Source organism: Hymenobacter endophyticus (assembly GCF_032464715.1).
Taxonomy (GTDB): Bacteria; Bacteroidota; Bacteroidia; order Cytophagales; family Hymenobacteraceae; genus Hymenobacter; species Hymenobacter endophyticus.
The window spans coordinates 19,214-45,312 of record NZ_JAWDJT010000002.1 but is presented as its reverse complement, the minus strand read 5'-3'; the positions used below and the strand labels follow the sequence as shown (position 1 = coordinate 45,312).

25 protein-coding genes are annotated in these 26,099 nt (G+C 58.4%); 11 read left to right on the top strand and 14 right to left on the bottom strand.

All coding sequences use genetic code 11. The features are described 5' to 3' along the window. The first annotated feature begins 57 nt into the window (after nt 1–57). Nucleotides 58–1,044 carry a tRNA epoxyqueuosine(34) reductase QueG gene (gene queG / locus ROI90_RS02475; protein ID WP_315996767.1) on the top strand — a complete coding sequence of 329 codons (987 nt, stop codon included), beginning with the start codon at nt 58–60 and terminating at the stop codon, nt 1,042–1,044. Nucleotides 1,045–1,128: 84 nt separating this feature from the next. Here queG and ROI90_RS02470 read toward each other — a convergent pair whose 3' ends face one another. The 5 genes from ROI90_RS02470 to ROI90_RS02450 all read right to left on the bottom strand — a co-directional run bounded on the left by ROI90_RS02470 (nt 1,129) and on the right by ROI90_RS02450 (nt 5,239). Beyond that, a complete protein-coding gene (locus tag ROI90_RS02470) occupies nt 1,129–1,323 on the bottom strand; it encodes a hypothetical protein (RefSeq protein WP_315996766.1) in 195 nt (64 codons plus the stop codon). A gap of 273 nt (nt 1,324–1,596) precedes the next feature. Continuing rightward, nucleotides 1,597–2,514 (bottom strand): ferritin-like domain-containing protein, encoded by a 918-nt coding sequence (locus tag ROI90_RS02465; protein ID WP_315996765.1) that lies wholly within the window; start codon nt 2,512–2,514, stop codon nt 1,597–1,599. Between the two features lie 21 nt (nt 2,515–2,535). Then, complete coding sequence (locus ROI90_RS02460) at nt 2,536–3,237, bottom strand: ferritin-like domain-containing protein (protein ID WP_315996764.1); 702 nt, start codon at nt 3,235–3,237, stop codon at nt 2,536–2,538. A gap of 189 nt (nt 3,238–3,426) precedes the next feature. After that, nucleotides 3,427–4,443, bottom strand: a complete 1,017-nt coding sequence (locus ROI90_RS02455) for a ferritin-like domain-containing protein (protein ID WP_315996763.1) — start codon at nt 4,441–4,443, stop codon at nt 3,427–3,429. A gap of 43 nt (nt 4,444–4,486) precedes the next feature. After that, nucleotides 4,487–5,239 (bottom strand): ferritin-like domain-containing protein, encoded by a 753-nt coding sequence (locus tag ROI90_RS02450; RefSeq protein WP_315996762.1) that lies wholly within the window; start codon nt 5,237–5,239, stop codon nt 4,487–4,489. Between the two features lie 282 nt (nt 5,240–5,521). Between ROI90_RS02450 and ROI90_RS02445 the strand changes: the two genes are divergently transcribed. Further along, nucleotides 5,522–6,991, top strand: a complete 1,470-nt coding sequence (locus tag ROI90_RS02445; RefSeq protein WP_315996761.1) for a BatD family protein — start codon at nt 5,522–5,524, stop codon at nt 6,989–6,991. Between the two features lie 144 nt (nt 6,992–7,135). Further along, complete coding sequence (gene aroC, locus ROI90_RS02440) at nt 7,136–8,212, top strand: chorismate synthase (RefSeq protein WP_315996760.1); 1,077 nt, start codon at nt 7,136–7,138, stop codon at nt 8,210–8,212. A 227-nt stretch (nt 8,213–8,439) separates the two neighbouring features. Here aroC and ROI90_RS02435 read toward each other — a convergent pair whose 3' ends face one another. Then, nucleotides 8,440–9,804 (bottom strand): sodium:proton antiporter, encoded by a 1,365-nt coding sequence (locus tag ROI90_RS02435; RefSeq protein WP_315996759.1) that lies wholly within the window; start codon nt 9,802–9,804, stop codon nt 8,440–8,442. A gap of 172 nt (nt 9,805–9,976) precedes the next feature. Between ROI90_RS02435 and ROI90_RS02430 the strand changes: the two genes are divergently transcribed. After that, the gene (locus ROI90_RS02430; RefSeq protein WP_315996758.1) at nt 9,977–10,609 is read left to right on the top strand and encodes a NifU family protein; all 633 of its coding nucleotides are present in this window, start codon (nt 9,977–9,979) and stop codon (nt 10,607–10,609) included. Nucleotides 10,610–10,931: 322 nt separating this feature from the next. On the opposite strand, the gene secDF is transcribed toward ROI90_RS02430, so the two are convergent. The 5 genes from secDF to ROI90_RS02405 all read right to left on the bottom strand — a co-directional run bounded on the left by secDF (nt 10,932) and on the right by ROI90_RS02405 (nt 16,489). After that, nucleotides 10,932–13,907 (bottom strand): protein translocase subunit SecDF, encoded by a 2,976-nt coding sequence (gene secDF, locus ROI90_RS02425; protein WP_315996757.1) that lies wholly within the window; start codon nt 13,905–13,907, stop codon nt 10,932–10,934. A gap of 145 nt (nt 13,908–14,052) precedes the next feature. After that, nucleotides 14,053–14,421, bottom strand: coding sequence for a hypothetical protein (locus ROI90_RS02420; protein WP_315996756.1), 369 nt, complete (start codon nt 14,419–14,421; stop codon nt 14,053–14,055). A gap of 137 nt (nt 14,422–14,558) precedes the next feature. Next, entirely contained in the window at nt 14,559–15,194 is a 636-nt protein-coding gene (locus ROI90_RS02415; RefSeq protein WP_315996755.1) for a uridine kinase family protein, read from the bottom strand. Between the two features lie 169 nt (nt 15,195–15,363). Then, nucleotides 15,364–15,945 carry an RdgB/HAM1 family non-canonical purine NTP pyrophosphatase gene (rdgB, locus tag ROI90_RS02410; protein ID WP_315996754.1) on the bottom strand — a complete coding sequence of 194 codons (582 nt, stop codon included), beginning with the start codon at nt 15,943–15,945 and terminating at the stop codon, nt 15,364–15,366. 145 nt (nt 15,946–16,090) lie between these two features. Next, nucleotides 16,091–16,489, bottom strand: coding sequence for a hypothetical protein (locus ROI90_RS02405; protein ID WP_315996753.1), 399 nt, complete (start codon nt 16,487–16,489; stop codon nt 16,091–16,093). Between the two features lie 196 nt (nt 16,490–16,685). On the opposite strand from ROI90_RS02405, the gene ROI90_RS02400 reads away from it, so the two are divergent. The 5 genes from ROI90_RS02400 to ROI90_RS02380 all read left to right on the top strand — a co-directional run bounded on the left by ROI90_RS02400 (nt 16,686) and on the right by ROI90_RS02380 (nt 21,244). After that, nucleotides 16,686–16,931 (top strand): type B 50S ribosomal protein L31, encoded by a 246-nt coding sequence (locus ROI90_RS02400; protein WP_315996752.1) that lies wholly within the window; start codon nt 16,686–16,688, stop codon nt 16,929–16,931. 152 nt (nt 16,932–17,083) lie between these two features. Then, entirely contained in the window at nt 17,084–18,322 is a 1,239-nt protein-coding gene (locus tag ROI90_RS02395) for a GlmU family protein (RefSeq protein WP_315996751.1), read from the top strand. A gap of 27 nt (nt 18,323–18,349) precedes the next feature. Continuing rightward, a complete protein-coding gene (locus ROI90_RS02390) occupies nt 18,350–19,483 on the top strand; it encodes a DNA polymerase III subunit (RefSeq protein ID WP_315996750.1) in 1,134 nt (377 codons plus the stop codon). Between the two features lie 195 nt (nt 19,484–19,678). Then, complete coding sequence (gene hemC, locus ROI90_RS02385) at nt 19,679–20,614, top strand: hydroxymethylbilane synthase (protein WP_315996749.1); 936 nt, start codon at nt 19,679–19,681, stop codon at nt 20,612–20,614. A 144-nt stretch (nt 20,615–20,758) separates the two neighbouring features. Next, nucleotides 20,759–21,244, top strand: a complete 486-nt coding sequence (locus ROI90_RS02380; RefSeq protein ID WP_315996748.1) for a tetratricopeptide repeat protein — start codon at nt 20,759–20,761, stop codon at nt 21,242–21,244. Here ROI90_RS02380 and ROI90_RS02375 read toward each other — a convergent pair. Beyond that, entirely contained in the window at nt 21,241–21,864 is a 624-nt protein-coding gene (locus tag ROI90_RS02375; RefSeq protein ID WP_315996747.1) for a DUF2238 domain-containing protein, read from the bottom strand. The two genes, ROI90_RS02380 and ROI90_RS02375, sit on opposite strands and share 4 nt — an antisense overlap. A 216-nt stretch (nt 21,865–22,080) precedes the next feature. On the opposite strand from ROI90_RS02375, the gene ROI90_RS02370 reads away from it, so the two are divergent. Next, nucleotides 22,081–22,722, top strand: coding sequence for a peptidylprolyl isomerase (locus tag ROI90_RS02370; protein ID WP_315996746.1), 642 nt, complete (start codon nt 22,081–22,083; stop codon nt 22,720–22,722). Between the two features lie 25 nt (nt 22,723–22,747). Beyond that, entirely contained in the window at nt 22,748–23,653 is a 906-nt protein-coding gene (locus ROI90_RS02365) for an SDR family oxidoreductase (protein ID WP_315996745.1), read from the top strand. Between the two features lie 440 nt (nt 23,654–24,093). Here the strand turns inward: ROI90_RS02365 and ROI90_RS02360 are convergent, their stop codons facing one another. Further along, the gene (locus tag ROI90_RS02360) at nt 24,094–25,062 is read right to left on the bottom strand and encodes an ABC transporter permease (protein ID WP_315996744.1); all 969 of its coding nucleotides are present in this window, start codon (nt 25,060–25,062) and stop codon (nt 24,094–24,096) included. Beyond that, nucleotides 25,059–26,099, bottom strand: a complete 1,041-nt coding sequence (locus ROI90_RS02355; protein WP_315996743.1) for an ABC transporter permease — start codon at nt 26,097–26,099, stop codon at nt 25,059–25,061. Before ROI90_RS02355 ends, ROI90_RS02360 begins: the two co-directional genes overlap by 4 nt.

Below are 26,099 nucleotides of genomic sequence, written 5' to 3'. Positions count from 1 at the left end.
AAGGTCCTTCGCTGTGCTCGGGATGATGTATTTTTGTAGTTCGCATATTTAACCGCCATGCTGCCTACCGCCCACTACACTGCTTTCATCAAACGCCGGGCGGCGGAGCTGGGGTTTATGTATTGCGGTATCAGCAAGGCCGGATTTCTGGAAGAGGAAGCGCCGCGGCTTGAGAATTGGCTGAACCGCAATATGCACGGGCAGATGGCCTACATGGCCAACCACTTCGATAAGCGTCTCGACCCGCGCCTGTTGGTGGACGAGGCTAAATCGGTCATTTCCCTGCTGCTGAACTACTACCCGCCCGAGGAGCAGCAGCAGCCCGAGGATACGCTCAAAGTCAGCAAATACGCCTACGGCCGCGACTACCACTTCGTCATCAAGGACAAGCTCAAAACCCTGCTCCAGGACATGCAGCAGGAGATAGGGGAGGTAGGCGGCCGCTGCTTCGTGGATTCGGCCCCGGTGATGGATAAGACCTGGGCTAAAAAGAGCGGCCTGGGCTGGGTGGGCAAAAACACCAACTTAATTCGGCCCGGTACCGGCAGCTTCTTCTTCATTGCCGAGCTGATTGTGGACCTGGAGCTGGAGTATGACGGCCCCATCAAAGACTACTGCGGCACCTGCACCAAGTGCGTGGACGCCTGCCCCACCCAGGCCATCACCGAGCCCTACGTGGTGGACGGCAGCAAGTGCATCAGCTACTTCACCATTGAGCTGAAGGACCAGATTCCGCGGGAAGTAAGCGGGCAGTTCGGCAACTGGGTATTCGGCTGCGACATCTGCCAGGACGTGTGCCCTTGGAACCGTTTCTCCAAGCCTCACCAGGAGCCACAATTCACGGCCCACCCGGCCCTCAAGGACCTCACGCGCGGCGACTGGCGGGAAATTACCCACGAGCTGTTTTCGGAGTTGTTCCGGCAGTCGGCGGTGAAGCGCACGGGCTACGCGGGGCTGCAGCGTAATATCCGGTTTGTGCTGGGGGAGGAGGCCCCGGCGGTTGCGTTGCCTGGCCAAACGGCCCCGGAAACGCCGCGCATGTAAACCACCCGAAAACGCCGGAGCCGGGCGCTGGCCTGCGGTAAAGCAAGCGGCGCCCGGCTCCGGCGTGCGGGAAAAGCAAAAAAGCTACGCGGCAACAGCCTGGCGGAACACGCGGTTCAGCACCCGGCGGTACAGTTTGGAGAACTGCTGATAGCACCAAGCCTTCAATTCAGACAGCTCAACGGGCACGAGGTTACGAAGAGCTTTGCGCAATTCTTTTTCGAAAAGAATCCGGTCAAAGCTCACTTTGAGCAGAATGGTTTTAGCGTACTCGAGCATGGGTATTGAGGTTAGCTGGTAGTGGGATAAACAGAGCGGGGAAGGGTAAGCAGGGGGTTGTACGGAGCAGGGAAAAAAAGGCTAACAAGTGTTAGATTATCTTGGGGCCTTTGTTGAAATATACAAACTGTTATCCTGTAAATACAAGCTGAAGTAGATAATGTTTGCTATAAAACGCACTTTGCCCCCGGTATTGGTCCCTACCTCAGGGCCGTTACCGGGGGCAAAGTTGAGAATACAGTGTGAGTGAGGTATGACCCCCTTGTTACCAAATCAATACGTGAACAGCTGTAGGACGCTTTCGGCAGCCTGGGCTTCCAAGGGTTCATCGAAGGCTTCGGCCACCTTGGCCAGAATAGCTGCTGCGCTGAGTGCGGGCGTGCCTACGTTGATGGGCAAAGTGGAATCAAACGGCACTTTGGTGACGGTGGTATTGGAGGTAATGTACTGCAACGTGTTGGCCTCACCGCTGTACACGCCGTCGGCAGTAGTGCCGGCAGTGGTAATAGCCGTATCGGAAGGGCTAACCCAGCTTTTAACCACTGCGCCCCGCTGCCGCCGGAGCGTGCGGATGTGGGCGGCGTGCCGGGCCTCGGTAGAATGCATGCGAATGGCCGCCTCCAGCAGCGCGTTATCCGACTGCAAAGCAGTTACCTGGCCTTTATAAACGCGCACACCAGCATCTTCCAGCAGTTGGGCTACTTTCAAAAAGGTGTCCAGGTTGGTATACACATCAGGATACAAGGCCGCTTGACTACCGTTTTTGCTGCCCGAGAAATCGTAGCGGGAAGCAGCGTCAAGAGCGCCACCGGAGTTGGTAATCAACGTAGTAAGCAATGTGCTGTGCTGACTCTGATGCGTCTGGATGGTTTGAATGGCAGTTTGAACAGCGGTGCTACCAAAAAAAACGGTTGGGTTGGCCGGCCCGCCCGCTGTTAATCCCAATGCCCGCGAGTAAAACGCGTTCTGCAGGTTTTCAAGCTTCAGAGCCAGTTTTAAGGCGTCAAGGCGGGTGAGGGTTTGAGTGGTACCAGCCTCGGCGGGGGTTACGAGAGTAGTAAACAAGGCTGGCAACAAGGCCGTGCCTGCTTGGCCCAGCCGCGAAAGAGCTAAGCGGCGAGGGGCCAGCACTTCAGCCGTATTGGTGGTATCAAGGGTGGCCAAGCGGGCCAGTGCATCAAGAAAATCCATAGAAAGCAGCGGGCTGAAAGCTTAGGAAAGAGCGGCTAGACGGGATACGTCCAGGGTGGCCGGCAAATAGGGAGTTAGCAGAGTGGCTACCTCAGCAGGGGTTTTGGCTGTATCCAGACCAGTGGTGCCTACTACATCGGCAGCCGCGAAGGAACCCGGCTGGGCCTGCTCCCGCACAAAGGCCGCATGCCGGGCCTCTACGGAAGCCAGCTTGCCAAGCGCCACCAGGTAATTCGCATTAGAGAGCAGCTTGGCGGCTCCGTTGTACGCGCCCACACCAACATCCTCCAGAGTGCGGGCCGCTGCATACACTCCGGCCCGGCTGGTAAGCGTGAAGGAGGAGAAATTGAACACCAGTGACCCAGGGGCTGCGTTGTCGTAGATGTTGTTGCCCAAGGCAAACTTGAGGTACTCACGGTGAATTACCTCATGGTCGCGCAAGTCAACAAAGGCAGCTTTATCCTCGGCCGTAAAATCAGTAGGAAACGCATCAACCACCTTCTGGTAAAAAGCAGCTTCCAATTGCTCCAGCAGGTAGGCCAGGTTCAGTACTCCGTTGTCGTCGCCGGGCAGGCTTATAACCGTGGTAGTGCTGGTTGGCGTGGGGGTATCATCGGAGCCGCAACCGGTTAGCACCAGGGCCGAGGTAGCAGCAGTGACACCTGCTACCCGAAGGAAAGAGCGGCGGGCAAGCAGCCGCGCCGGAGAAAAAGGAGTGTGCATAAGAAAAGGTTGGGCGATACCAGAGCGAAAAACAGTCGGTTCCAACTCAACAAAGATAGCCTGTTATGATGGGATGGTCTAGCAGGAAGATAATCAGTAGGCGAGCAGCGTTGCATGGGCTACTAAACAAAACAAGGATGGCCAGTGAAGGCCATCCTTGCAGATGTAGGTACTGGAAAGAAGTCACGCTTAGAACAGCGTGCTACCCGTGATGGTGAACGTACGAGCAATGGTAGAAACCGTCGGTACATCCAGAGGCTCGTCGAAGGCCTCCGAGAAGGCGGCGGCCGGGAAGTTCAGCGAGGCCAGAGCAGTCTGCAGGTTTACACCAGGGGCCGCACCGGTAGCGCCCTGCGTTACGTTGTCCTCCGCAGGGAACGTAATGCCGGCAGGGGTGTAAGCTGGGGCCGAGCCTGCGCCGTAGATAGGAGCCGTTTGTGCGGGCGAAGCGCCACCGCCATCTTGGCCGGAAATCCAGCTCTTGGGCGAAGCACCGGTACCAGCACCAGCCGTAGCCGAGGCGTTATTGTTTGTAGCTCCACCGCGGCGCATGGTGCGCAAGCGGGAAGCATGGCGGGCCTCAACCGAATGAATGTTCAGGGCGGCCGTCAAGATATCCTTGTTGGAAGCCAAGTAAGGGGCGCCACCTTTGTAAGCCCGTACGCCAGTATCTTCCAGCGACTGAGCTACGGCCAGGAACAGCGCAGCATTGGTGAACACGCCCGCAAACGGACCGGTGTTGCTGCCTTTACCGCCCGTAAAATCGAACTGCGAAACAGCTGGTGCAGCAATGGCGTTATTGCCGAGGGCTGAACGCAAAAACTTCACGTGGTTGTTTTCGTCGGTACGAATCTTGAGCAGCGACGACAGGTTGGTGGCGCTGAGCTGAGCCCGCAGTGCGGTCTGAGTGGCCGTGGTCGTGTTGTTGTCGATGGTGCCGTCGCCGGACAGACCCAGGTTATAGAAGTAGGCTTCCAGATATTCCAGCTTCAGAGCGAAGTTCAGAACATCGTTCACGCTGGGTGCGCTGGAGGTTTGGCCGTATGCCTTATTGAAGATGGAGCCCATTGCCAATGGCAAAGCCGCCGCCGTCATTTTTTTGCCGAAGCCGGTCAGGTGTTTAAATACCTGACGGCGTGAATCGAAACGTTCGAAGACTTCTGGGTCTGTCTTTTCGATTTCGGAGAGGATTTGGAAGAAATTCATAACTGAGTGCGAATTTTAGATGGAAGTAGGAAGGGAAACCAGACTACACAAGGCCGGAAACATTCAGCTTGGAGCCGTCCTTCAGATACGTGTTGGCCACGGTAGCTACCTCCGTTGGCGTCTTGGAAATCTCCAGCCCATTGGTGGCAATGGTTACCACATCGGAATCGACGAAGGAACCTTCCGACAGCAAGTCGCGGATGATAGCAGCGTGACGGGCTTCCACCGAAACAATCTTACCGGCAGCTACCAAGTAGTTCAAGCCGGCGTTATCGGTGCCCAAGAAACGGGCAGCACCATTGTAAGCCGCTACTCCCAGGTCTTCAAACGCTTTGGCCGCACCCAGCACGCTGGCGCGGTTGGTGAAGTTAATGGAGGAGAAATCAGGCTCCAGTGGTTTGATGATAGAGGAAGCAGCATCACGAGTCAGTGCTGCTTTAAAGAATTCGCGGTGAATTACTTCGTGGTAATACAGGTCGTCCAGGATTTGCTTTTCTGCACTGCCGGAAGCTAGGCCGGTATAATAAGTGCCGCTGCGCAGCTGGGTGTAGAAAGCAGCTTCCAGTTGCTCCAGAGCATATGCATAGTTCAGTACGCCAACGCTGCCCGAACCCACGTTCACCATGCCGGGCATGTTGTTGGTGTTGTCGTCATCGTCGTCGCAACCAGCCAGCAGCAGTGCTGTGGCACCGGCCGTAGCACCCGCGTACATAAAGAAGGAGCGCCGTTTGATGGGCGTGTACAGTGGCTTGGCGAATTCCGCTTCGTCGCTGCCGAGGAGTTTGTTATCGGACATGATGGGTACTGGTTGGGTGAAAAAATAGGGCAATAAGAAGCCACCCGCTGCACGGCGGTTTTTGTGAGAAACCCAGAATTTATGGGCTACCGGAAAGGTTAGGTGGTTATGTGAGCAAATACGCCGGCTCAGCCATTGCGGATTTAGGAAAGCCATAATCTTGTACCGGTAGTTTGGTAACTGGTTGTTCAGCAGGGTGCAGCCACCGGAGCCTTACGCTGCATAGCGCACGCAGAGGCTACTTTTTGGTAGCTTTGATTTCTACCCTGTTGCTGCTTGCCCATGCGTCTGTTTCTGGTTTTTTCTCTGCTGCTCCGGTTGTTGTGGTTGCCGGGGGCGCAGGCGCAACAGACTACCGCCCCCAGCGCTACGCTGAAAACGAGTACTGCCACGTTTCCCATCAATGAGTATTTCACTATCAGCTTTACCCTGCGAGGCGCACCGCTGGAGCGGTACTCAGCCTTTCCGGATGTGGAGGGCTTTAAGAAAAGCGGGAAGTCGAGTACGACGACCACGCGCATTGTGGAGGGAAAAGCTTTTTCGGAACTGACTATTACCCAGCGGTACGCGGCTTATACCGAGGGCACCTACGTGGTAAAGCCTTTCTCCATGAAAATCAACGGGCTCACAGCAGAATCGGGGGGCGTGACGCTTAAAGTAGGCCCCCAGCAACAGGCCGCGCAGCCCCCGGCTGCCTCTCCCTTGCAGGGTATTGGACTACTGGATCAGCTGTTTGGCAAGCCCAAGCCCCAGGAGTATGTGGAGCCCCAGGATCAGGCATTTCTGGCCTTGGTGCCGGACAAACAGCGCGTGTTTGTGGGCGCTGGCGTGCATGTGGGACTGTATTTTTATCTCACACCCCAAGATCAAGCGGTACTGAATTTCCACAACTTTGCTGGACAGCTGCCCGGCATTATTCGGCAACTGCGCCAGCGGAGCGTTTGGGAGGAGGGTTTTGATGAGCAGGAAGTATTGCCCGAAAACGTGGTAGTAGGCGGTAAACCCTTTCTGCGCTACCGTCTGTGGGAAGCAGAACTGTACCCGCTGAACACGCAGCCGCTGAATTTCCCGGCGGTAGAGCTGCAGATGCTGAAGTATCGGGTGGCCAAGAAGCCGGAAGCGGGTTTGGATAACCGTATGGAAGGCTACAAAACCTACCGCTCGGCGGCGCGCACCGTGGCCGTGCTGCCTCTGCCGCCCCATCCCCTGCGCGACCAGGTGCCGGTGGGTAACTACGAGTTGAAGGAAGCCATTGACCGCACCACTTTCCGGACGGGCCAAGCCTTTACTTACACCTTCGCGGTGGAGGGAGAGGGTAATTTGGCCGCCGTACAGTTAGTTGCGCCGCCCTCGGGCCCCACGGCGGAAGTGTACGGCCCGGAAGTACAGCAGAGTCTCACGCGCGAAAACGGCCGGGTGGGGGGGCGTAAAAGCTTCCGGTTTCGGGTAGTGGCGCGGCGGCCGGGGCCCCTGGCATTGGATACGCTGTTTCAGATGGTGTATTTCAACTCGGTGCAGGCCCGGTACGACACGCTACGCGCTGGTTTGCGCCCCGTAATACGCGGCGAACAGCAGGTGCTTACCCAGCTGCGGGTCCAGCCCGATGACCCTTTTTACCGCGCCGCGTTGGGTGAGGCCGACCCCACGGCCCAGCCCCGGAATCTGTACCATGACGTGCGCCGCTACGCCAATTTGGTGGTGGCAGTGCTGCTGGTAGTAGCCGGAGCGGGGTGGTGGAAGGCCCGGCGCTGAGGTGGTAGGCAGGGAGGAAAATTGTGAAATAGATAGTTTCCTGTCCAACTTGCAGCTATAAGCGCAGGTTGAGTTGCTGTACGGTTTGCGGCCGCTTCCTGTGTTACCCGCCTTGCCGTTTCACTGTAGCACCCTCTTTTGCATATGAACACCTTTGGCCAGCTCTTTCGCATTACCACCTTTGGAGAATCGCACGGGCCGGGGATTGGCGTGATAGTAGATGGCTGCCCGGCGGGGCTGCCCGTGAGCCAGGAGCAGATTCAGGCTGCCCTGGACCGCCGCCGGCCGGGGCAGAGCGAGCTGACTACGCCCCGCTCGGAGGCTGACCAGGTAGAAATTCAGTCAGGCATTTTCCGGGGCGAAACTACCGGCACGCCCATCAGTCTGTACATCCGTAACCAGGACCAGCACAGCCACGACTACTCGCACATTGAGCACGCCTACCGCCCCTCCCACGCCGACTATACCTACGACCAGAAGTACGGCCGCCGCGACTTTCGGGGCGGGGGGCGCAGCTCGGCCCGGGAAACGGCCGCCCGCGTAGCGGCCGGGGCCGTGGCGCAGCAACTCCTGTTGCGGGAAGGTATGCGGGCCAGCAGCTACGTGTCGCAGGTGGGGGCAGTGCAGGTGCCCGTAGGCTATGAGCAGCTGGATCTGAGCCTGATTGATTCCAACCTAGTGCGCTGCCCCCACCCCGAAACTGCCGAGCAAATGGCCGACCTGATTCGGCAGGTGCGTGACCGGCACGATACGGTGGGCGGCCTGGTAACGGGGGTGGTACGGGGCGTCCCCGCCGGGTTGGGAGAACCGGTTTTTGATAAGCTGCACTCTGAGTTGGGACGGGCCATGCTGAGCATCAACGCGGTGAAGGGCTTCGAGTACGGCTCCGGCTTCAGCGGGGTGCTGCTGTTCGGCTCTGAGCACAACGACGAGTTCTACACCGATGAAAGCGGGCGGGTACGCACCCGTACCAACCACTCGGGCGGGATTCAGGGCGGCATCAGCAACGGGCAGGATATTTACTTCCGGGTGGCGTTTAAGCCGGTAGCCACCATTCTGCAGCCCCAGGCCACCATCAACGACCAGGGTGAGGCTATTAGCCTGGCCGGGCGGGGCCGCCACGACCCCTGCGTGCTGCCCCGTGCCGTACCCATCGTGGATGCCATGACCAACCTGGTGCTAGCCGATATGCTGCTCCGAGCCCGCAGTAACCGGGTGTAATTGCTCTCCAGCGTCGGCGCAATTTCCGAGGCTGGGGCTCTGCTGCGAAAGATGCTGGTGCGGGTAATGGCCCCGCGCCCAGCACAATAGCGCCCCGTGCTCCAGAGCCAGCAGCCACCCCGCCCCAATCCGAAAGGTACCAACCAAGCAATGTCAATGGGGCGAAACAAGGCAGAGGTAAACCGGTGGAGCATAGGCGCAATGTACGCGCCCGCCCGGCTGCCGGATCAACCCCACAATAGCCAACCGCTCACGATGCCCAGCACGGGTAGCAGGTAAGGCAACGCGTAACGACCGATATAGGCGAAAAAGCCGGGCATGGGTACGCCTTCCTTCTCGGCAATGGCACGCACCAGAAAATTGGGGCCGTTGCCGATGTAGGTGAGGGCTCCAAACAGCACCGCCCCGCTGGAAATGGCCCGCAACAGCGGCATGGTGGCCGCTGCCTCCGCAAACTGTTGCACCTGCGTAGGGTTGGCAAAATCAAGCTGCTGCCCGGCCAGGCTCAGCCCCAGAAAAGACGCGTAGGTGGGTGCATTATCCAGAAACCCCGATAGAATGCCCGTTAGCCAGTACAGCGCCCCTGGAGTAAGGCGGCTGGCCACGGCGGGCTCGGCCGCCACGTGGGCCGCTAGCTGCAGGGCCGGCATCATGGTAAGGAAAATGCCGAAAAACAGCAGCGCCACTTCCAGCATCGGGGCCAGGTTGAAATGATTGGCCGCCAGAGCTTTGGGGTGGGCCGTGCGGTAGCAGCCCCAGGCGACCAATAGCTGCACTACTTCGCGCACAAACGAAACCTTGAGGCCCGCTACCGGTAGGTAGGGCAGCCAGGGCAGGCGGGTGGGGTCGAGGAATACGGCCCCCAGCACCAGCAGCAGCCACAGCCAGTGGTAGCGGCCATTGAAATCGAAGAGGGGCAGGCCTTTGGCCGAGCGGGCGCGGCGCTGCTCGTTGCGGGAAAGGCGGGAAGGGTAGGGGTTGCGCCGGTCCTTCAGCCAGAACAGCAGCAGCAGCAGCCCGTTGCTCAGCAGCCAGGGAACCAGTAGGTGCTCGGTGGTCCAGAAAAACGGCACGCCCCGTAGAAAGCCAATGAACAGGGGCGGGTCGCCGAGGGGGGTAAGCAAACCGCCCGCATTGCTCACAATAAAGATGAAAAATACAATGTGGTAGGGCCGGATGCGCTGGTCGTTGAGCCGGATCAGGGGCCGAATGAGCAGCAGGGAGGCGCCGGTAGTACCCACCACGGAGGCCAATACGGCTCCAGCCGTCAGCAGCAGCACATTGCGCCCCGGTGTACCTGCCACATTCAGGTTGAAATACAGCGTACTACCTACCACGAACAACGCCGTAAGCAGCACCACGAAGGAAAAGTACTCGGCCAGGGTTTCGGTAGTAGTGTGCCAGTCGTGGCGGATGAAACCGTAGTAGCCCAGCATCAGCAGACCCAGGCCCACGGCTACGTGCCCGTACCAATGCTCCCAGAGCCTGGGAAACAGCAGCGGACCGCTGGCAATTAGGGCCAACAAACCAAAAAAAGGCAGGAGCAGCGGCCACGCCGGGGGGGCACTGATTAGGAGCAGGGAGCTTAACATAGGCAGGCGCAAAGATACACCGGCCCATTTCCGAAGCGGCGGCACTTCCGGTCGTGTAGGCTTGTTCTGCTATTCAACTACCTTTGCAACTATTGCCGCCCCGCGCGGTTTACCACGGCAGGCTGCGCGTTGCGGCCTGGTTTCCCTACGCTTGTCTCCAAGTCTTTCAAACATGGCTGAACAACTCACTGCCCCCGCTGCGCCGGTTTCTATCTACGCCGAAGCCAGCCCCAACCCCGAATCCATGAAATTCGTGCTCAACACCCAGCTGCTGGCTGACGGGGTGAGCGTGGATTATCCCAACCTGGAAGCCGCCGCCAACTCGCCGTTGGCCCAGGAGCTATTCAACTTCGATTACGTGGGCCGCGTGTTCATTGCCCAGAACTTCGTCACCATCACCAAAACCACTGAGCACCAGTGGGCCCAACTCATTCCCGAGTTGCGCACCTTCCTGAAGTCGTACGTGGAAGCCGGCGGGCCCATTTTCACCGTGGACCCCGCTGCTGAGCAGCGCGCCGCTCAACAGGCCGCCGCCACCGGCGACGTCTCGGAAGCCGACCAGCAAACCAGCCAGAAAATCATCGACCTGCTTGATAACTACGTGCGCCCCGCCGTGGAGCAGGATGGCGGTAACATCACCTTCAAAAGCTACCATGAGGGCATCGTAACCGTAAACCTGCAAGGCTCCTGCTCTGGCTGCCCTTCGGCCACGGTTACCCTGAAATCCGGCATCGAAAACCTGCTCAAGCGCATGGTGCCCGAGGTGAAAGAGGTAGTAGCCGAAGGCGTAACCGCCAGCTTCTAAGCCCAGATTTCGTAGCCGACATAGGTATAAAAAAAGCCCCACCAAGCGGTGGGGCTTTTTCGTGCCTGGTAGTAGCCGCGGAGGTATCGTGTTCATCTATGCTGAGTGGACAGTCACGCTTCTTACTATCAACCGGAACGTCATGCAGAGCCGGAGGCGAAGCATGACGTTCTTTCGGCCTACTTACGGTCTACACAGCATAGGAGGAAACCCCAAAGCAGTGGGGGACCACGAAGCAGTGCAACAAAAAAGCCCGACCAGACAGGTCGGGCTTTTTGGTGAAGACGGGGTGACGGTAACGAGCCGCAGCCTCTAGTCTCGCCTATGCCTGCGCGGCGGTGTTCAGCTTGGGAGCACCCGACTCGGAGGTGTTGAGGCGCTCTTTTTCCTTGCGGCCGTAGGTATCCAGAATCAGCGGGGCGGCAATGTACAGGGAGGAGTACGTACCGAAGATGATACCCAGAATCATGGCGAAGGAGAAGGAGCGGAGCGTTTCACCCCCGAACACGTACAGCACTACCATCACCAGGAACACCGTGGTGAACGTAATCATGGTGCGCGAGAACGTACTATTTAGGGCCGGGTTAACCACCTGCGCAAACGTCAGGTTCTTGTTTTCCCGCAGGTACTCCCTGATTCGGTCATAGATAACGATGGTATCGTTCATGGAGAAGCCGATGGTCGTTAGCACGGCCGCCACGAATACCTGGTCCATTTCGTAGTTCAGGCCGAACACCCGGGCAATAGGGAAGCAGGCAATAACCAGCAGCGCATCGTGGAACAGGGCCACTACAGCGGCCATGGAGTACTGCCACTTCTCAAAGCGGAACAACACGTACACAAAAATGGCCAGCAGCGTCAGGCCCAAGCTCAATACAGAAGTCCGCTTGATGTCGTCGGCAATGGTAGCGCCCACTTTCGAGGAGCTTACCTTGGTGGGGTTGAGGCTGTTGTACTTGCTGTTCAGGCCCTTGAACATAGCGGCCTCCACCTGCTTGTCGGCATCCAGGCTTTCATCAGCAGCCATGTAGCCGGTGGTGATGCGCAGGCGGTTTTCCGCCCCAAAGGTTTTTACCTCCGTACCAGCTCCGCCGAAGTAATCCTGCGTCAGCAGGTCGCGCACGTCGGAGGCCACTACCGGCTTGCTGAAGTTCACAATGTACTCACGGCCCCCACGGAAGTCAACGCCCAGGTTAGGCCCACCCTGGATGTACATCAGCACAAAGCCGATAACAATGAAGATGGTGGAGAAGGTGTAGGCAATTTTGCGCTTGCCCACGATGTCCAGATTGATGTTCTTGAACAGGTTGTTGGACAGCGGCGTGCTGAAGCTCAGCGACTTGGCGCTGTTGTTCTTCACCATGCGCTCAATGATGAGGCGCGACACGTACACCGCCGACAGGAAGGAGGTGAACACGCCGATACCCAGGGTAATGGCGAAGTTCTGCACCGGACCCGTACCGAAGAAGCCCAGGATAACGGCAATAATCAGCTGGGTTACGTTGGAGTCGAAGATGGCCGTAGTTGCCCGCGAGTAGCCTTTGTTGATGGCGTCGGTGGGCTGCAGGCCATGATCCAGCTCTTCCCGGATTCGCTCGAAAATCAGTACGTTGGCATCCACGGAGGCCGCAATTACCAGCAGCAGACCCGCAATACCGGGCAGGGTGAGGGCAAACTGGAAGTTAGCCAGCACGCCCATAATCAGGAACAAGTTGAACAGCAGCACGGCATCAGCTACCAAGCCGGCGCGGCCGTAGTAAACGGCCATGAACAGCATGATGATGCCCAGACCGCCAATTACCGAGAACAGGCCCTGGTTGGTAGCCTCGCGGCCCAACGACGGACCTACTACGGCTTCCTCTACAATGCGCGTGGGCGCGGGCAGCTTACCGGCCTTCAGCGTGTTGGCCAGATCCTGTGCTTCCTCAATCTGGAAGTTGCCCGAAATGCTGGAGCTACCCCCGGCAATTTCCGACTGCACCACCGGCGCCGAGTACACGTAGTCATCGAGCACAATGGCAATCTGGCGGCCAATGTTGGCGGCCGTCAGGCGCTGCCACTTGCGGGCCCCGGTGGGGTTCATCTGCATGCTCACCTCGGCCCGGCCGCTTACGCCGTCAAAGTCACCCTTGGCGTCGCTGATAACCTCGCCGCCAATGGGCGCTTCGGTGGTAGTGCTTTTGCGGATGGGATAGAGCTCCAGGTATTCCTGGCCGCTGATGGCCTCGGGCTTGGCGGCCCACAGGAAGGTCAGGTTGGAAGGCAGTACCGAGCGGGTTTCGGGGCTGCGCAGCACGGCATTCATGCGGGCCGTGTCGCGCAGGTTCACGCCCAGCTTGCCGGGCATGGTGAACAGGCTGGCCAGTACGTTTTTCTGGGAAGCCGAGTCGGTTTTGGCAGCGGCTTTGGTGTCTTTCTTGGCCAGTTGGCTAGCCAGGGAAGAAGAGTCGCCGGCCGTGGCGGCAGCGGTAGCCGTGGTGTCGGTGGTAACGGCGGCCGTAGCAGGTTTCGTGGCCGCGGCTTCCTGAGCGTTGAGCACCTGGGCCAGCTGGTTCAGGTAAGGGGCAAACTCATCCTGACGCCATACTTCCCAAAACTCCAGCTTGGCCTGGCTTTGCACCAGCTTCCGCACCCGGTCGGGGTTGTCCACGCCGGGCAGCTCAATCTGGATGCGGCCCGTGCCTTTCACCCGCTGAATGTTGGGCTGGCTGGTGCCGAATTTGTCGATACGGTTCCGCAGGATGTTGAACGAGCGGCCGATGGATTCCTCCACCTGTTTGTTGATTTCGCTGATAACCTTATCGTTGGAGGCGTTGATGTCGATGGCGCCTTTGTTGATGGTGTTGGCGAAGATGCGGGCCAGCTTATCGTTGGGCGCTACCTGCTGGAACGACTGCGCAAACAGCGTGGTAAACGGCGTGGAGGTGTTGGTTTTCCGCAGTTCCTGGGCCTGCGCCAAGGCTTTGTTGAACACGGGGTCCTTGGAGTTGCCGCTCATGGCGCGCACAATCTCCACCGGCGACACTTCCATGGTCAGGTGCATGCCGCCGTTCAAGTCCAGGCCCAGGCCCAGCTCCGACTGCCGCACGTCCTTATAAGTAAGGGGGCCGAAAACCGGCGCCCGCCACACCGAATCGAGATAGTGCTGGCGGGATTTTTCGTTGATCTGGCCGCTGCGCGAAGCATAGCGCGCCGCATCCCGCTGCACTCCTCTGGAAACGAGGTTGAGCGAGAGGAAATACAAGCACAACGCCGATATGAGAACGGTCAGCGTGATGATGAGTCCTTTATTACGCATGAAAAAAGTAGGTTGGATAAATCCGAAAAGAAAGAAGCTGATGCGTCACCCGGGGCCGCATCCCTCTGCATACACCAACAGCACATCTGCTTCACCGCCTCAACTGGCGGCAGCAGTCAACCACGCAAACGGCCCAGGCAATCAGCTAAGGAGCCTGCGGCGACAAAGCGGCCAGCAGCAGCCGCGCCCGGAAAACGTCGGGAACGGCGCTGGGCCGCACCTGGGGGCCGGCCGGACTGGCCGGTATCCACTGCGGCTTAGGCAGTAGCACGGGCAGCGGCAACCACGCCTCGGTGGCCGGGGCCATATACCAGCCCAGCGGCGAGGTGGCTTCGAGGGTCACCCGCTGCTTGATTACTGCCGTGCGGGGCCCGGCTTCCAGGCGGGCCTGGTGGCCGGCCGGCAGCACCCGCAGCGTCGCCACGGCCTGGTGGTTCAGCCCCAGCACCATCAGCAACGTGGCCGTGATGAGAGCAAAACGCAGACGGGGCAAAAATGCGGTAAGGAAGCGCAACGGAATTGGGGTAAGAGCTACAAATATAGGTTTTTGGCCCCGGCGCTGCAAAACTACCGTCGGGCCGGGCTGCTCCGGGCAAAAAAAGAGCTTCTGCCGGCTGGCAGAAGCTCTTTTTACAAGCTTTGTGAGCAATACTACTGCGCCGACTGGCCCTGTACCACCTTGCTGCGCAGAAACGACACCAGCACGTCCAAGCCTTTGTCGAAGTGGCGGTTGTTGGGGATGATAATATCGGCGTCGTGCTTGAAAGGCTTGATGTACTTCTCGTAAGTGGGCGCTACGTGGTTGGTGTAGCGGTACAGCACGTCCTCTAGGTCATAGCCCCGCTCGTCCCGGTCGCGCACAATGCGGCGCTGCAGCTTCACATGCTCCCGGGCATCGATGTACACTTTCAAGTCCAGCAGCTTAGCTACTTCCTCAAAGTAGAACACAAAGATGCCTTCGACCACCACAATGGGTGCGGGCCGGAACACCAGCTCGGCGGGCACCACGTTGGGGTTGTTGAAGGTGTACTCCTGGCGGCGCACCTCCAGGCCCTGGCTGATGCGCAGTACATCGGCCGCGTATGCCGCCGAATCTATGCTGCCGGGTAAGTCGAAGTTAGTGACGCCCTGGGCATCTACCGTCTGGCTTTCCCGGGGGTGGTAGTAGTTGTCCTGCGAAATCAGGCAGATTTCTTCTTCGGGAAACGAAGCCAGCAGCCGGCGCAAAAAGGTGGTTTTGCCGGAGGCGCTGCCGCCCGTAATTCCGACGATGAAAGGGTGTTGCATGGGGGTGGGAATAGGCCCGTACCGGCGGGGCCAACCCTGCAAAAGTAAGAAATCTAGCTGAGCACAGAGGCGAATACCTGAAATTGTGGCGCTGGCCGCTACGTCGCCTAAGGTTCGGCTGGCTTATAAGGCATTGCCGGAAAGCCAAACCACCCCGATTTAGTGCGGGCTAGTTGCCGGCAAGAAACCCCACCAAGCCTTGTACGGCGCGGCTGCGGTGGCTGATGGTGTTCTTCTCAGCTAGCGTCATCTGGGCAAAGGTGCGGCCGTCGCCCTCCGCAGGCTGAAAAATAGGGTCGTAGCCGAAGCCGTCCGTACCCTGGGGGGCTTCGGTTATGTGGCCTTCCACGGTTCCGGCAAACTCATGCACCTCGTTTCCAGGCAGCACCAACGCTACCACCGTTCGGAATCGGGCCGAGCGGTCGGGCTGGCCCTGGAGTTCCTGCAGCAGCTTCCGCACATTGTCTTCACTGAGGCGTTGGGGACCGGCGTACCGGGCCGAGTACACGCCCGGCTCCCCGCCCAGGGCCGTTACCTCCAGGCCGGTATCATCAGCAAAGCAGGCTACCCCAAAATGGTCCCACACATACTGAGCCTTCTGGCGGGCGTTGCCTTCCAGCGTGTCCTGGGTTTCGGGTAGCTCTACCTCACAGCCAATATCAGCCAGGCTAAGCAGCTCAACGGTAGCGGGCAGCAGCGGCCGAATTTCATCCAGCTTATGGGCATTATTGGAGGCAAAGCAGAGGCGCATGAGGAAGGGTAACTGAGTGTGAGAGTAGGGGAGTAGAAGGCAGGCGGGTTTCGTCGCGCAGGGTATTGAAAGCGGAAAAACGCGCACTGAAGCTGATAAACTGCCTCTCAAACTTACTTAGTAACTCCGCTACTCAGCTGCTCTCTTACCGGAACATCAGCTTAATGGTGTCCCAGGAGCGGGCCACCAGGTTGTCTTCGGGTTGAGCAGGGGCGGTGTGGTAGGTGCGGGTACCGCCCAGGGTGCGTACGGCCAGCCGGTAAGTAACTGGCCCGTAGCCGGCGGTGGCGGGCAGTATGTTGTGGTCGGTGTAGTGGTATTGTGCCTGGGCGTTGGGGCTGAGGGTGATAATCTGGTCAAAGTCATCGGCTGGGTAATCCTGCCGGTACACCTCGTACCCGCTGACGCCCTGCTCGGCGGTGGCGCTCCACTCCAAGTGTACACTGTTGCCCTGAATCTGGGCCCGGAACAGGGTAACGGTAGCGCCGTAGGTTAGCACAGACACCAATAAGCAGATAACGGCAAGTGTAGCAATACGGGGCATAGGCAGCTGCTGGAAGGGCAGAAAGAAAACGGAGTAAGTATACGGGTATCTGGCCAGAACCCGGGTTAAGAAGGTGTTAAGTATCAGGCCAGCACCAGAAAAGGGCGGAATGACTTTTGAAATTCGGGCGTAACGTGTACTTTTGCAGTCCCTTCCGCAAAATCGGCAGGCAACAAGGTAAAACGGCCCTACGACCATGAAAAAAGACATTCACCCCGAGTACCGCGAAGTGGTATTCCAGGACACTTCCAGCGGTTTCAAGTTTGTTACCCGCTCGACGATGAACTCCGCTGAAACCATCACGATGGAGGACGGCAAAACTTACCCCGTTATCAAGGTGGAAGTTAGCTCGGAGTCGCACCCCTTCTACACCGGCAAAAACGTTCTGCTCGACACGGCTGGCCGCGTAGAGAAGTTCATGAACCGCTACAAGAAAAAATAGCTTTTCGTAAGCTGTTAGCTACTAGCCGTTGGCTGATAGCTTTCTACAAGAAACTCCCTTCCTCATCCGAAGGGAGTTTTTTATTTGCCATTTTTGAGCATTCATTCCTCCGGCGGCCCGCCCAGCCCGCCGGAGCTATCAGCCAACATCCCATGCACGTTCTGCTCTTCGACGACCCCGCCATTCGCCCCCACCTGCTGCCGTTTACCTTCACCCGGCCCGTGACGGCCCTGCGCTGCGGCATCCTGACGCTGGCCGAGAAGTGGCAGCACCGCCTGGGCGTAGCGCGCGTGGGCTACCTCACCGAAAGCTACCTGCAGGCCAAGTACCCGGCCGGCGACACCCAGGGTCCGGCCCTGGTTATCAACGGCGCCATCTGCCCCGACGATTTGCTGGTACAGCAAGTGCAGGCTCTGGCGCCCGGGGAGGCCTTGTTTGATGAGCAAATGCTGGTGGCTGCCCATTTAGCCGATGCCACCCAGGTAGCCGAACTGATTCAGGAAGGCTTCCAGAAAACCCGCGACGTATTGGAGCCGGTAACCGCCATCCAGGCCGTGTGGCACCTGTTTCTGCGCAATGGGGCCGAAATCCGCCGCGACTTTGATTTGCTGACCAGGGGGCGGCAGTCGGAGCCCGTGGGGGACAAGCACACCATCGTGTATGCCCCTGAAAACATCTTCATTGAGCCGGGCGTGAAAATCCGGGCGGCTATCCTCAACGCCGAAAACGGCCCCATCTACCTCGGCCGCAACTCTCAGGTACACGAGGGGGCCATCATCAGCGGGCCGTTGGCTTTGTGCGAGGGCAGCCACATCAACGCCGGGGCTAAAATGCGCGGCGACAACACCGTGGGCCCTTACTCCAAAGTGGGCGGCGAAGTGGGCAACAGCATCCTGCTGGGCTACAGCAACAAGGGCCACGACGGTTACCTGGGTAACTCCGTAATTGGCGAGTGGTGCAACCTGGGGGCCGATACCAACACCAGCAACCTCAAGAACAACTACGCTCCCGTCAAAATCTGGAGCCACTCGGCCGGCCGTTTCGTGAATACCGGCCAGCAGTTCTGCGGCCTCATGATGGGCGACCATAGCAAGTGCGGCATTAACACCATGTTCAACACCGGCACGGTGGTGGGCGTGGGGGCCAACATCTTCGGGGCGGGCTTCCCACGCACCTTCATCCCAAGCTTCAGCTGGGGCGGGGCCGCCGGCTTCGAAACCTTCAAGCTGCCCAAAGTAACGGAGGTTGCGGAGCGCGTTATGGCCCGCCGTCAGCTGCAATACGATGCCGTGGAGCAGGGCATTATGCAGCACGTGTACGATGCCACCGCCAAAGACCGGGTGTGGGAGCGGGCTGCACCAGCCGCGCCCCAACCGGGCGTAGAGTTGTAAGTTGTCGTTGCTGAACAAGCTGAATCAATGCGTTTCTCCGAAATTCCCGGTCAGCAGCAGGTAAAGCAGGTGCTCGTGGGCAGCGTGCGGCGCAACCACGTGGCCCACGCCCAGCTGTTTCGCGGGGCTGAGGGCTCGGCTACGCTGGCCCTGGCGTTGGCGTACGCAGCCTTTCTGAACTGCGAGACGCGTACCTTGGAGGCGGAGGATTCCTGCGGGCAGTGCGCCAGCTGTCAGAAAATCGACAAGCTCATTCACCCCGACCTCAACTTCATCCTGCCGGTTACCACCACCAAGGCGGTAACCAAGGATGCCGTGAGCAGCAAGTTTGCGGCCGAGTGGCGGGAGTTTGTGCTCCAGAACCCCTACCAGGGCCTCAACGACTGGATGCAGCACATTGGGGCGGAGAACAAGCAAGGCAATATTTCCAAGGAAGAAAGCCTGAACCTGCTGCGGCTGGTGAGCCTCAAGGCCTTCGAGGCCCGCTTCAAGCTGGTAGTTATCTGGCTGCCCGAGCTTATGCACCCCGCCGCTGCCAACGCCGTGTTAAAGCTGCTGGAAGAGCCGCCATCCGCCACCATCTTTCTGCTGGTCAGCAATTCCCCCGAGCAGTTGCTGCCCACCATCATCAGCCGGGTGCAGCCGGTAGTAGTACGCGCTGTGCCCGAAACGGAACTGACCAACTGGCTGCGCGACGTGCAGCACGTACCCGAGGTGAAGGCCCGGCAGCTGGCCCAGCTTACCGAAGGCAACGTTGGGGCGGCCCTGGCTGCCCAGGCTTCCGGCCAGGAAGAGCACGACTACTTCGCCCTGTTTGTGGCCTGGATGCGCGCCTGCTACGCCAACAAAGTGGCCGACATGCTGGAAAAGTGCGACGAGTTTCAGAAGCTGGGCCGGGAAAACCAGAAGGAGTTTCTGCAATACGCCCTCACGCTCATGCGCAAAGTGCTGCTGTTCGGGCTGGATGCCCAGCTGGTGCCCCACCTGCCCCAGCAGGAGCAGGGCTTCGTGAAAGGATTCAGCCCCTTCGTAACGCCCCGCAACGCTTCCCAGCTGGCCGAGGAGCTGAACGAGGCGCACTATCACATCGAGCGTAACGCCAGCCCCCGCATGGTATTTCTGGATATTTCCCTGCGCGTGGCAGAGCTGCTGCGGCTCTGAAAAGCAAGCGGCAACAAAGCTGAAAACCCTGTTTTCAGGCTGTAATCGAGCAAAATACAGTTTGCTAACTTAGTATAGCTACTGCTAAACTGCGTATAGCCGACTGGCTTGGCAGGGGCGCGTATCTTTGCAGAGGCGAAGGCCCGAGGCAGTTTTGATTCGCCAAGTATCACCGTTTTTGAATTCGTTTCCAAGTTGAAAACTTCCGTTCGCATTGGTACCCGCGGCAGCAAGCTGGCGCTGTGGCAGGCCCACCACGTAGCCGACTGCCTCACAGCCGCCGGCATCACGTCCGAAATCGTCATCATCACCACCAAAGGCGACGTGGTGCTGGACCGCTCTCTGGATAAAATCGGGGCCAAGGGCGTATTCACCGAAGAGCTGGAAGAAAGCCTGCGTACCGGCCACATCGACATTGCCGTGCACAGCGCCAAGGACGTGCAAAGCACCATTCCCGCCGACCTGGAGCTGCTGGCCTTTATGGAGCGGGAGCGGGTGAACGACGTGGTGGTGAGCTTTGATGCCAACCTGGACCTGCAGCGCCCCGACCTGGTGTTAGGCACCAGCAGCACCCGCCGCAAGGCTATGTTGAAGCGTTTTCTGCCCCACGCTACCACCGCCGAAGCCCGCGGCAACCTGCAAACCCGCCTGCGCAAGCTGGAAGAAGGCCAGTACCACGCCCTAGTGCTGGCCTACGCCGGCGTACACCGTATGGAGTACGATGGCCTCATCCGCCACGTGCTGCCCGAAAACCAGTTTATCCCGGCCACCGGGCAAGGCAGCGTAGCCATTGAGTGCGCCCGCAGCCTGGAGCCCGCCCTCAAAACCGAGCTGCACCGCACGCTCGACCACGCCGCCACCCACGTGTGCCTGGCCGCTGAGCGGGCGTTTCTGCGCACCATGGAAGGCGGTTGCAGCATCCCCAGCTTCGCCCTGGCCACGCTCAGCCCCGATGCCACCAGCTTGCAGCTCCATGCCGGCCTCATCAGCCTTGATGGGCAGCAGTTCCTCGAAGAAACCCGCACCGCCACTCCCGCCGAAGCCGAAGCAACCGGCATCCAGTTGGCCGAAAGCATTCTGGCCCGTGGTGGTCAGCAAATCCTAAACGATATCCGGCGGGAGCGGGAGTAAGGACAGTACCGTACGTCATCCTGAGTTTGCGAAGGGCCTTATTATGTTAGAACGACCTGTTCATGCGTGATAAGGTCCTTCGCAAACTCAGGATGACAACTGCGTAAAAAAACAATTTTAATCAGCTTTATTGTATAGAATCCTATGGTCAAAACGCCAACAGTCAGAAATATATCCTGGATTGCGTATGTCGTGTTTTATGGATTAATCGTACTTCTGGCTTGGTTGGGTACGGGTATTTCCTCCCTGGATTTTATCCAGTGTTTACTGCCTGCTATGCTGGCGGCATATTTACTGAGCTGGACGCTTCGCACTACGCTAGGTAGGTATCAGCAGCGGGGAATGCAGTTAATCAGGAAGGATGACTTTCTGAATGCTATTCCGCATTTCGAGCAGAGCTATGCTTACTTCTCAGAGAAAAAATGGCTGGATAAGTGGCGTTATATTCTAATGTTGAGCACCAGCCAAATGGAGTATCGGGAAATGGCATTGAACAACATTGCGTTTTGCTACTCTCAACTTGGGCAGGGAGAGTCGGCTCGCCGCTATTATCACCAAGTACTAGCTGAGTATCCCGATAATGGCTTAGCCCAGGCTGCACTAAAAATGCTGGACGCCGGCCCAGGCTAACGCTTGCCTCGACCAAACAGCGCGTACAGAACCAGCGCAAACACGGCCCCGCTGGTATCGGCCAGCATGTCTTTCTGGGCATCCCAGATGTCGCCCTGGCTGCCCAGGAAGGCGGCTCCGGCGTCGCCGCCGGCTACCTCAGCGTACACCCACTCAATGAGCTCGTAGCTCATGGCCACGGTACCAATCACGCACAAGGGTAGCAGGTAGCTCAGGAAACGGCTACGGATAAGGTCGCGCTGGTCGGTGTATTCAATAAGAGCGTAGGCGTAAAAGCCCACCGAGAAGTGCGCTACCCGATCATACATATTGCGCTTGAACCCGAACAGGTTGTTAAACCAGTCGAATGGCACTTTCTCAAACGTGTAGTGCCCGCCTACGGTGTGCATAAAAATGAGTACGCTCATGAGGGCATAAGCGAGGTTGGAAAACCGCAGGCCACGCATGTACATAATTACCAAAGCCCCCACAATCAGCAGAATCGGAACGTTCTCGGCCCACCACGTGCCCCGGTCAGCAGGATTGATGCCCAGGGCAACAAACTCGACGAGGTAAAGGGCCAACAGGAGCTTGGGAAACCAGTGAGCTGGGGCAGTAGTGGAGGGGAGAGGTTGGGACATAGTCGGGCGCATGAAGAAATGGCAATGGCTTCCGCATACGTAAAAGCGGGAACTGAGCCGTAGGCGCGAAGAAAATAGTTTGACCGGCTACCCGCTGGCCACGAGTACTGGAGCAGCTATGTGATGCTGCCAATAGCAGGCGGTGAGCTAAGGGCGTAACCTTCCCCTTCAAAAGCGTGTAGTTTTGCCCGTACAAACCCGTCTTCACTTCCTGTCATGCCTACTTCTCTGCTTCGGGCCTTCTGGCTAAGCTTGTTCATTGGTTTCACTTTCTCTTTTGCGCAAGCGGCTGGCAAGCCTCGCAAAAGCAAGAAAGATCAGGTTGTTACCATCAGTACCACCCAGGGCGACATCCGGCTGGTGCTGTTTGACGAGACGCCGCTGCATAAGGCCAATTTCCTGAAGTTGGCCGAAAGCGGCGCCTACAACGGCACCACGTTTCACCGCATTATTCCGGGCTTTATGGTGCAGGGCGGCGACCTGAATTCCAAAGATGACGAGCCCAGCAACGACGGCGCCGGTCGGGAAGATGAAAAGCGTATTCCGGCCGAAATTCGCCCCGAGCTTACGCACAAACGCGGAGCCGTAGCCGCCGCCCGCACCGCTGACGTTGTAAATCCGCAGCGCATGAGCAGCGCCACCCAGTTCTACATTGTGCAGAACCCCCAGGGCACGCCTCACCTCAATGGGCAGTACACCGTGTTTGGGCAGGTAATCAGCGGGCAGGATGTGGTAGATAAAATTGCCCAGCAGCCCGCCGCCGAGCGGAACCGCCCCGTCACGGACATCAAGATGACTGTGAAAGTGGAAAAGCTGAAGAAAAAGAAAATCACCGAACTCTACGGGTATCAGTACTAGGCTTAGGCCGTTCGCACCGTCAGCTATGAAACTCCTGATAACCGGCTCCAACGGTCTGCTGGGGCAGAAACTGGTAGCCCTGCTCCGGCAACAGCCCGGTGTGCAGCTGCTGGCCACGTCTCGCGGGGACAACAAGCTGGCGGAGGTGTATCCGGAGGTGCAGTTTGTGACATTGGATGTAACCGATGTGGCGCAGCTGGAGCAGGTGTTCAGCTACCACAAGCCCACCCACGTACTGCACACCGCCGCCATGACCAACGTGGATGAGTGCGAGTTGCACCAGGCCGCCTGCTGGCAGCAAAACGTGGCAGCCGTAGCCAATCTGGTAGCGGGGTGTGAGCAGCATCAGGCGCATTTACTACACCTAAGCACCGACTTTGTATTCAGCGGCGAAACGGGTCCTCTGGACGAGAATGCCGTGCCTAACCCCGTTAATTTTTACGGGCGCAGCAAAGTGGCCGCCGAGCGGTTGGTGCAGGCCTGCCAAGCACCGTGGGTAATTCTGCGCACGGTGCTGGTGTATGGTACCGCACACGCGTACGGCCGCACCAACGTTGTGACCTGGGTGCACGACTCGTTGCGGGCCGGTAAGCCCATTAAGGTAGTAAATGACCAACTGCGCACACCTACGCTGGCTGAGGACCTGGCTACAGGCTGCTGGCTGGCGGCCCGGCACAATGCCACGGGCATCTACCACATCAGCGGGTCCGAGCTATTCACCCCTTACCAGATGGCCTTGCAGGTAGCCGAGCACTTTGGGCTGGACGCCTCCCTGATAACCCCCGTGGATGCCAGCACCTTTACTCAGCCGGCCCAGCGCCCGTTGCGTACAGGCTTTATCATTGATAAGGCCCGTAAAAACTTAGGATATCGGCCCCACACCTTCGCGGAGGGCATTGCTTTGGTTGCCCAGCAAACGGCAAGCTTATAAACGCAAAAAACCCGTAGACAACGCCCACGGGATTTTCACACACCTATTGCAACAACCTTGAATGTAGCGAAGCGCACCGCGAGCAGCCGCGTAGGCTTCGTACATGAATTATACTGTCATAGTCATCCGAAAACGACTCTAGCTCACCAGATGGCTCAATTAGCCGGGGTGCACTGTTAGCCTAAACTGGCAAAACAGTTGTAGAAGAAGTACTAAGCTGCTTGGGAGTTCCTCGCTTGCCGTTCCTTATGACAATATTAAGGCAGTTACTAAGGCTTGTAAAGGACACTTCTGCTATAAACGTGACATGTAATTACGGATGAAATAATAGTCTTGTGAATAGATATTACCGTATGACTAATGATTATAGTCTTGAATAGTAGTTTGTTATGTAGTTAGGTGTAATTCACGAAATAATATGAATGTTAGAAATAGGTGGGTTATGTGACATGAGAGGGGCCTTTAGGGGGAGATGATAAACGTTGCAGACTCAGTACCGTACCGACAACAGCCAAGCCCGGGCACACAATCAGCCACCAGTTAGTAGGTGCCTGACGGACAGTGGCTAACAGGCGTCCCCAACTTGGGGTATCAGCCGGCAGACCTACTCCGAGGAAGGACAAAGTTGTTTCGAGCCCGATCAGAATGGCCACTGTCAACGGAAAGCGCACCAGCAAAACGGGCAGCGTATTAGGCCCAATGTGACGCCACAAAATGCGGTGAGTAGGAATACCAGCTGCCCAAGCCGCTTCCAGGTAAGGCTGCTTACTGCTTTGCAGGGTAGCCCCACGCATCAGGCGGGCCGGCACGGGCCAGCAGGTCAAACTCAGTAGGGCTACTACTCCACCTACCGAAGGTGGCCGCACTGCCGCCGTAGCCACCACCAGCACAAGCAACGGAATGGAGTTGAGCAGGGCAATCAGTGCCATAACAATACTATCCACAGGAATTGGCCAGGTAGCGCCGTGGTGGTTACGGCCCAGCAGCCAACTACCCCCTAAAAGTAGCGGCCCCCCAAGCCAGAGCCAGGAAACCGGAACGTAAAAAAGTGCGGCAACGGCCAAGAGCAGAGTAATACCAACGCCCACCAACTTCAGCCGGCCGACCCGCCACTTGGTATTGCCCCAGTAGCCGGCGGCCCCGCCCAATGCAGCGCCCAGCAGTAGCGTAAGTATGGAAGCCGGAAGACTGACCAGCAGCACAGTGCGCGCACCTTGCCATAGGCTCAGGCCTACATCGAGCCCCTGGGGGGTAGTGCCCAGCCAATGCAAAGCGTGAAAGGGCGGCTGGTTAACGTTGGCTAAATCGGGGGTGGGGGAAGCAGTGGGGGCTGATAGCGCCGCCAGCACAACCAGAGCCAGCCAGCCAATTGCCGCCCAATGCTTTCGGAGTAGCGCCGCATATATCATGCGGCTATCCGGAAACGAGGGTCGAGGACGGAATAAAGTATATCGGCCATGAATTGAGCTACCAACCGAACGAATGCCACCAGGCCAACGCCCCCCAATAATACCGGGAAATCCTGCTGTAGGGCTGCATCGGCAATCAGGCGGCCCATGCCCGGTAGGGCAAATATAACTTCAACTACCACGGAGCCAGCCACAATGCTGGGCAGTAGCTCGGTAAGCAAGGTTACCAGGGGGAGCAATGCGTTACGTAGGGCGTGCCGCCAAGCCGTGCGCGCCTGTGAGGCCCCTTTGGCCCGGGCTGTGGCGGTGTAGGGCTGCGTGAACTCCTGTTGCAGAGCCCCATCCAACTGAATAGCCAATGCCGGGAAACTACTCAGCACCAGGCTTGCTACCGGCAAAGTGAGCTGGTAGAGCATAATCCCAGGCTGCTGCCACGCCTCTGCTGCCGCCGTCGAACTCAGCCCGAACGCCGGAAACCAGCTTAGCGCATCAGGATTGGCGAACAGCAGCAATAACCCAAGGGCCAATAAAAACAGCGGCAGACTTTGCAGCGTGTGCGCCAAACGCAGAAACCAGCGGCGGCCCACAGGGCGGTAACTCAGAACAACCGTCAGGCCCACTGCCGCACTTACGCTAAGCAGAGCCGCCAGCAGCGTCAGGGGTAAGGTGTAGTGCAGGGCTTGGGCCAGGAGTTCGGCCACGGGAGCATCAGCCTGATAGGAATACCCCAAGTTACCGTGGGCCAGTTGGGTAAGCCAGGCATGATATTGGTTTTGGCCCCCATGCCATTGCCAGCCCACTTGCGGGTGCCACGTAGTGTAAAAGAGGGGAGTATCGAGCCCGTACCGATGTAGCAGTTGTTGCGTAGCCGCAGCCCGTTGCCCCGCTTCGCTCGGGTGGGTGGCGTTTTCCAACGTGTCCCGAAGTTGGCTTTCGGGGTCAATAGTGGCGTGGCTAAGTAGAAACAGGACGGATACAATCAGCCACGTCGCTCCGGCCGCCCGGGCCATGTGCCACAGCAACGCCTGCCCTCGCAT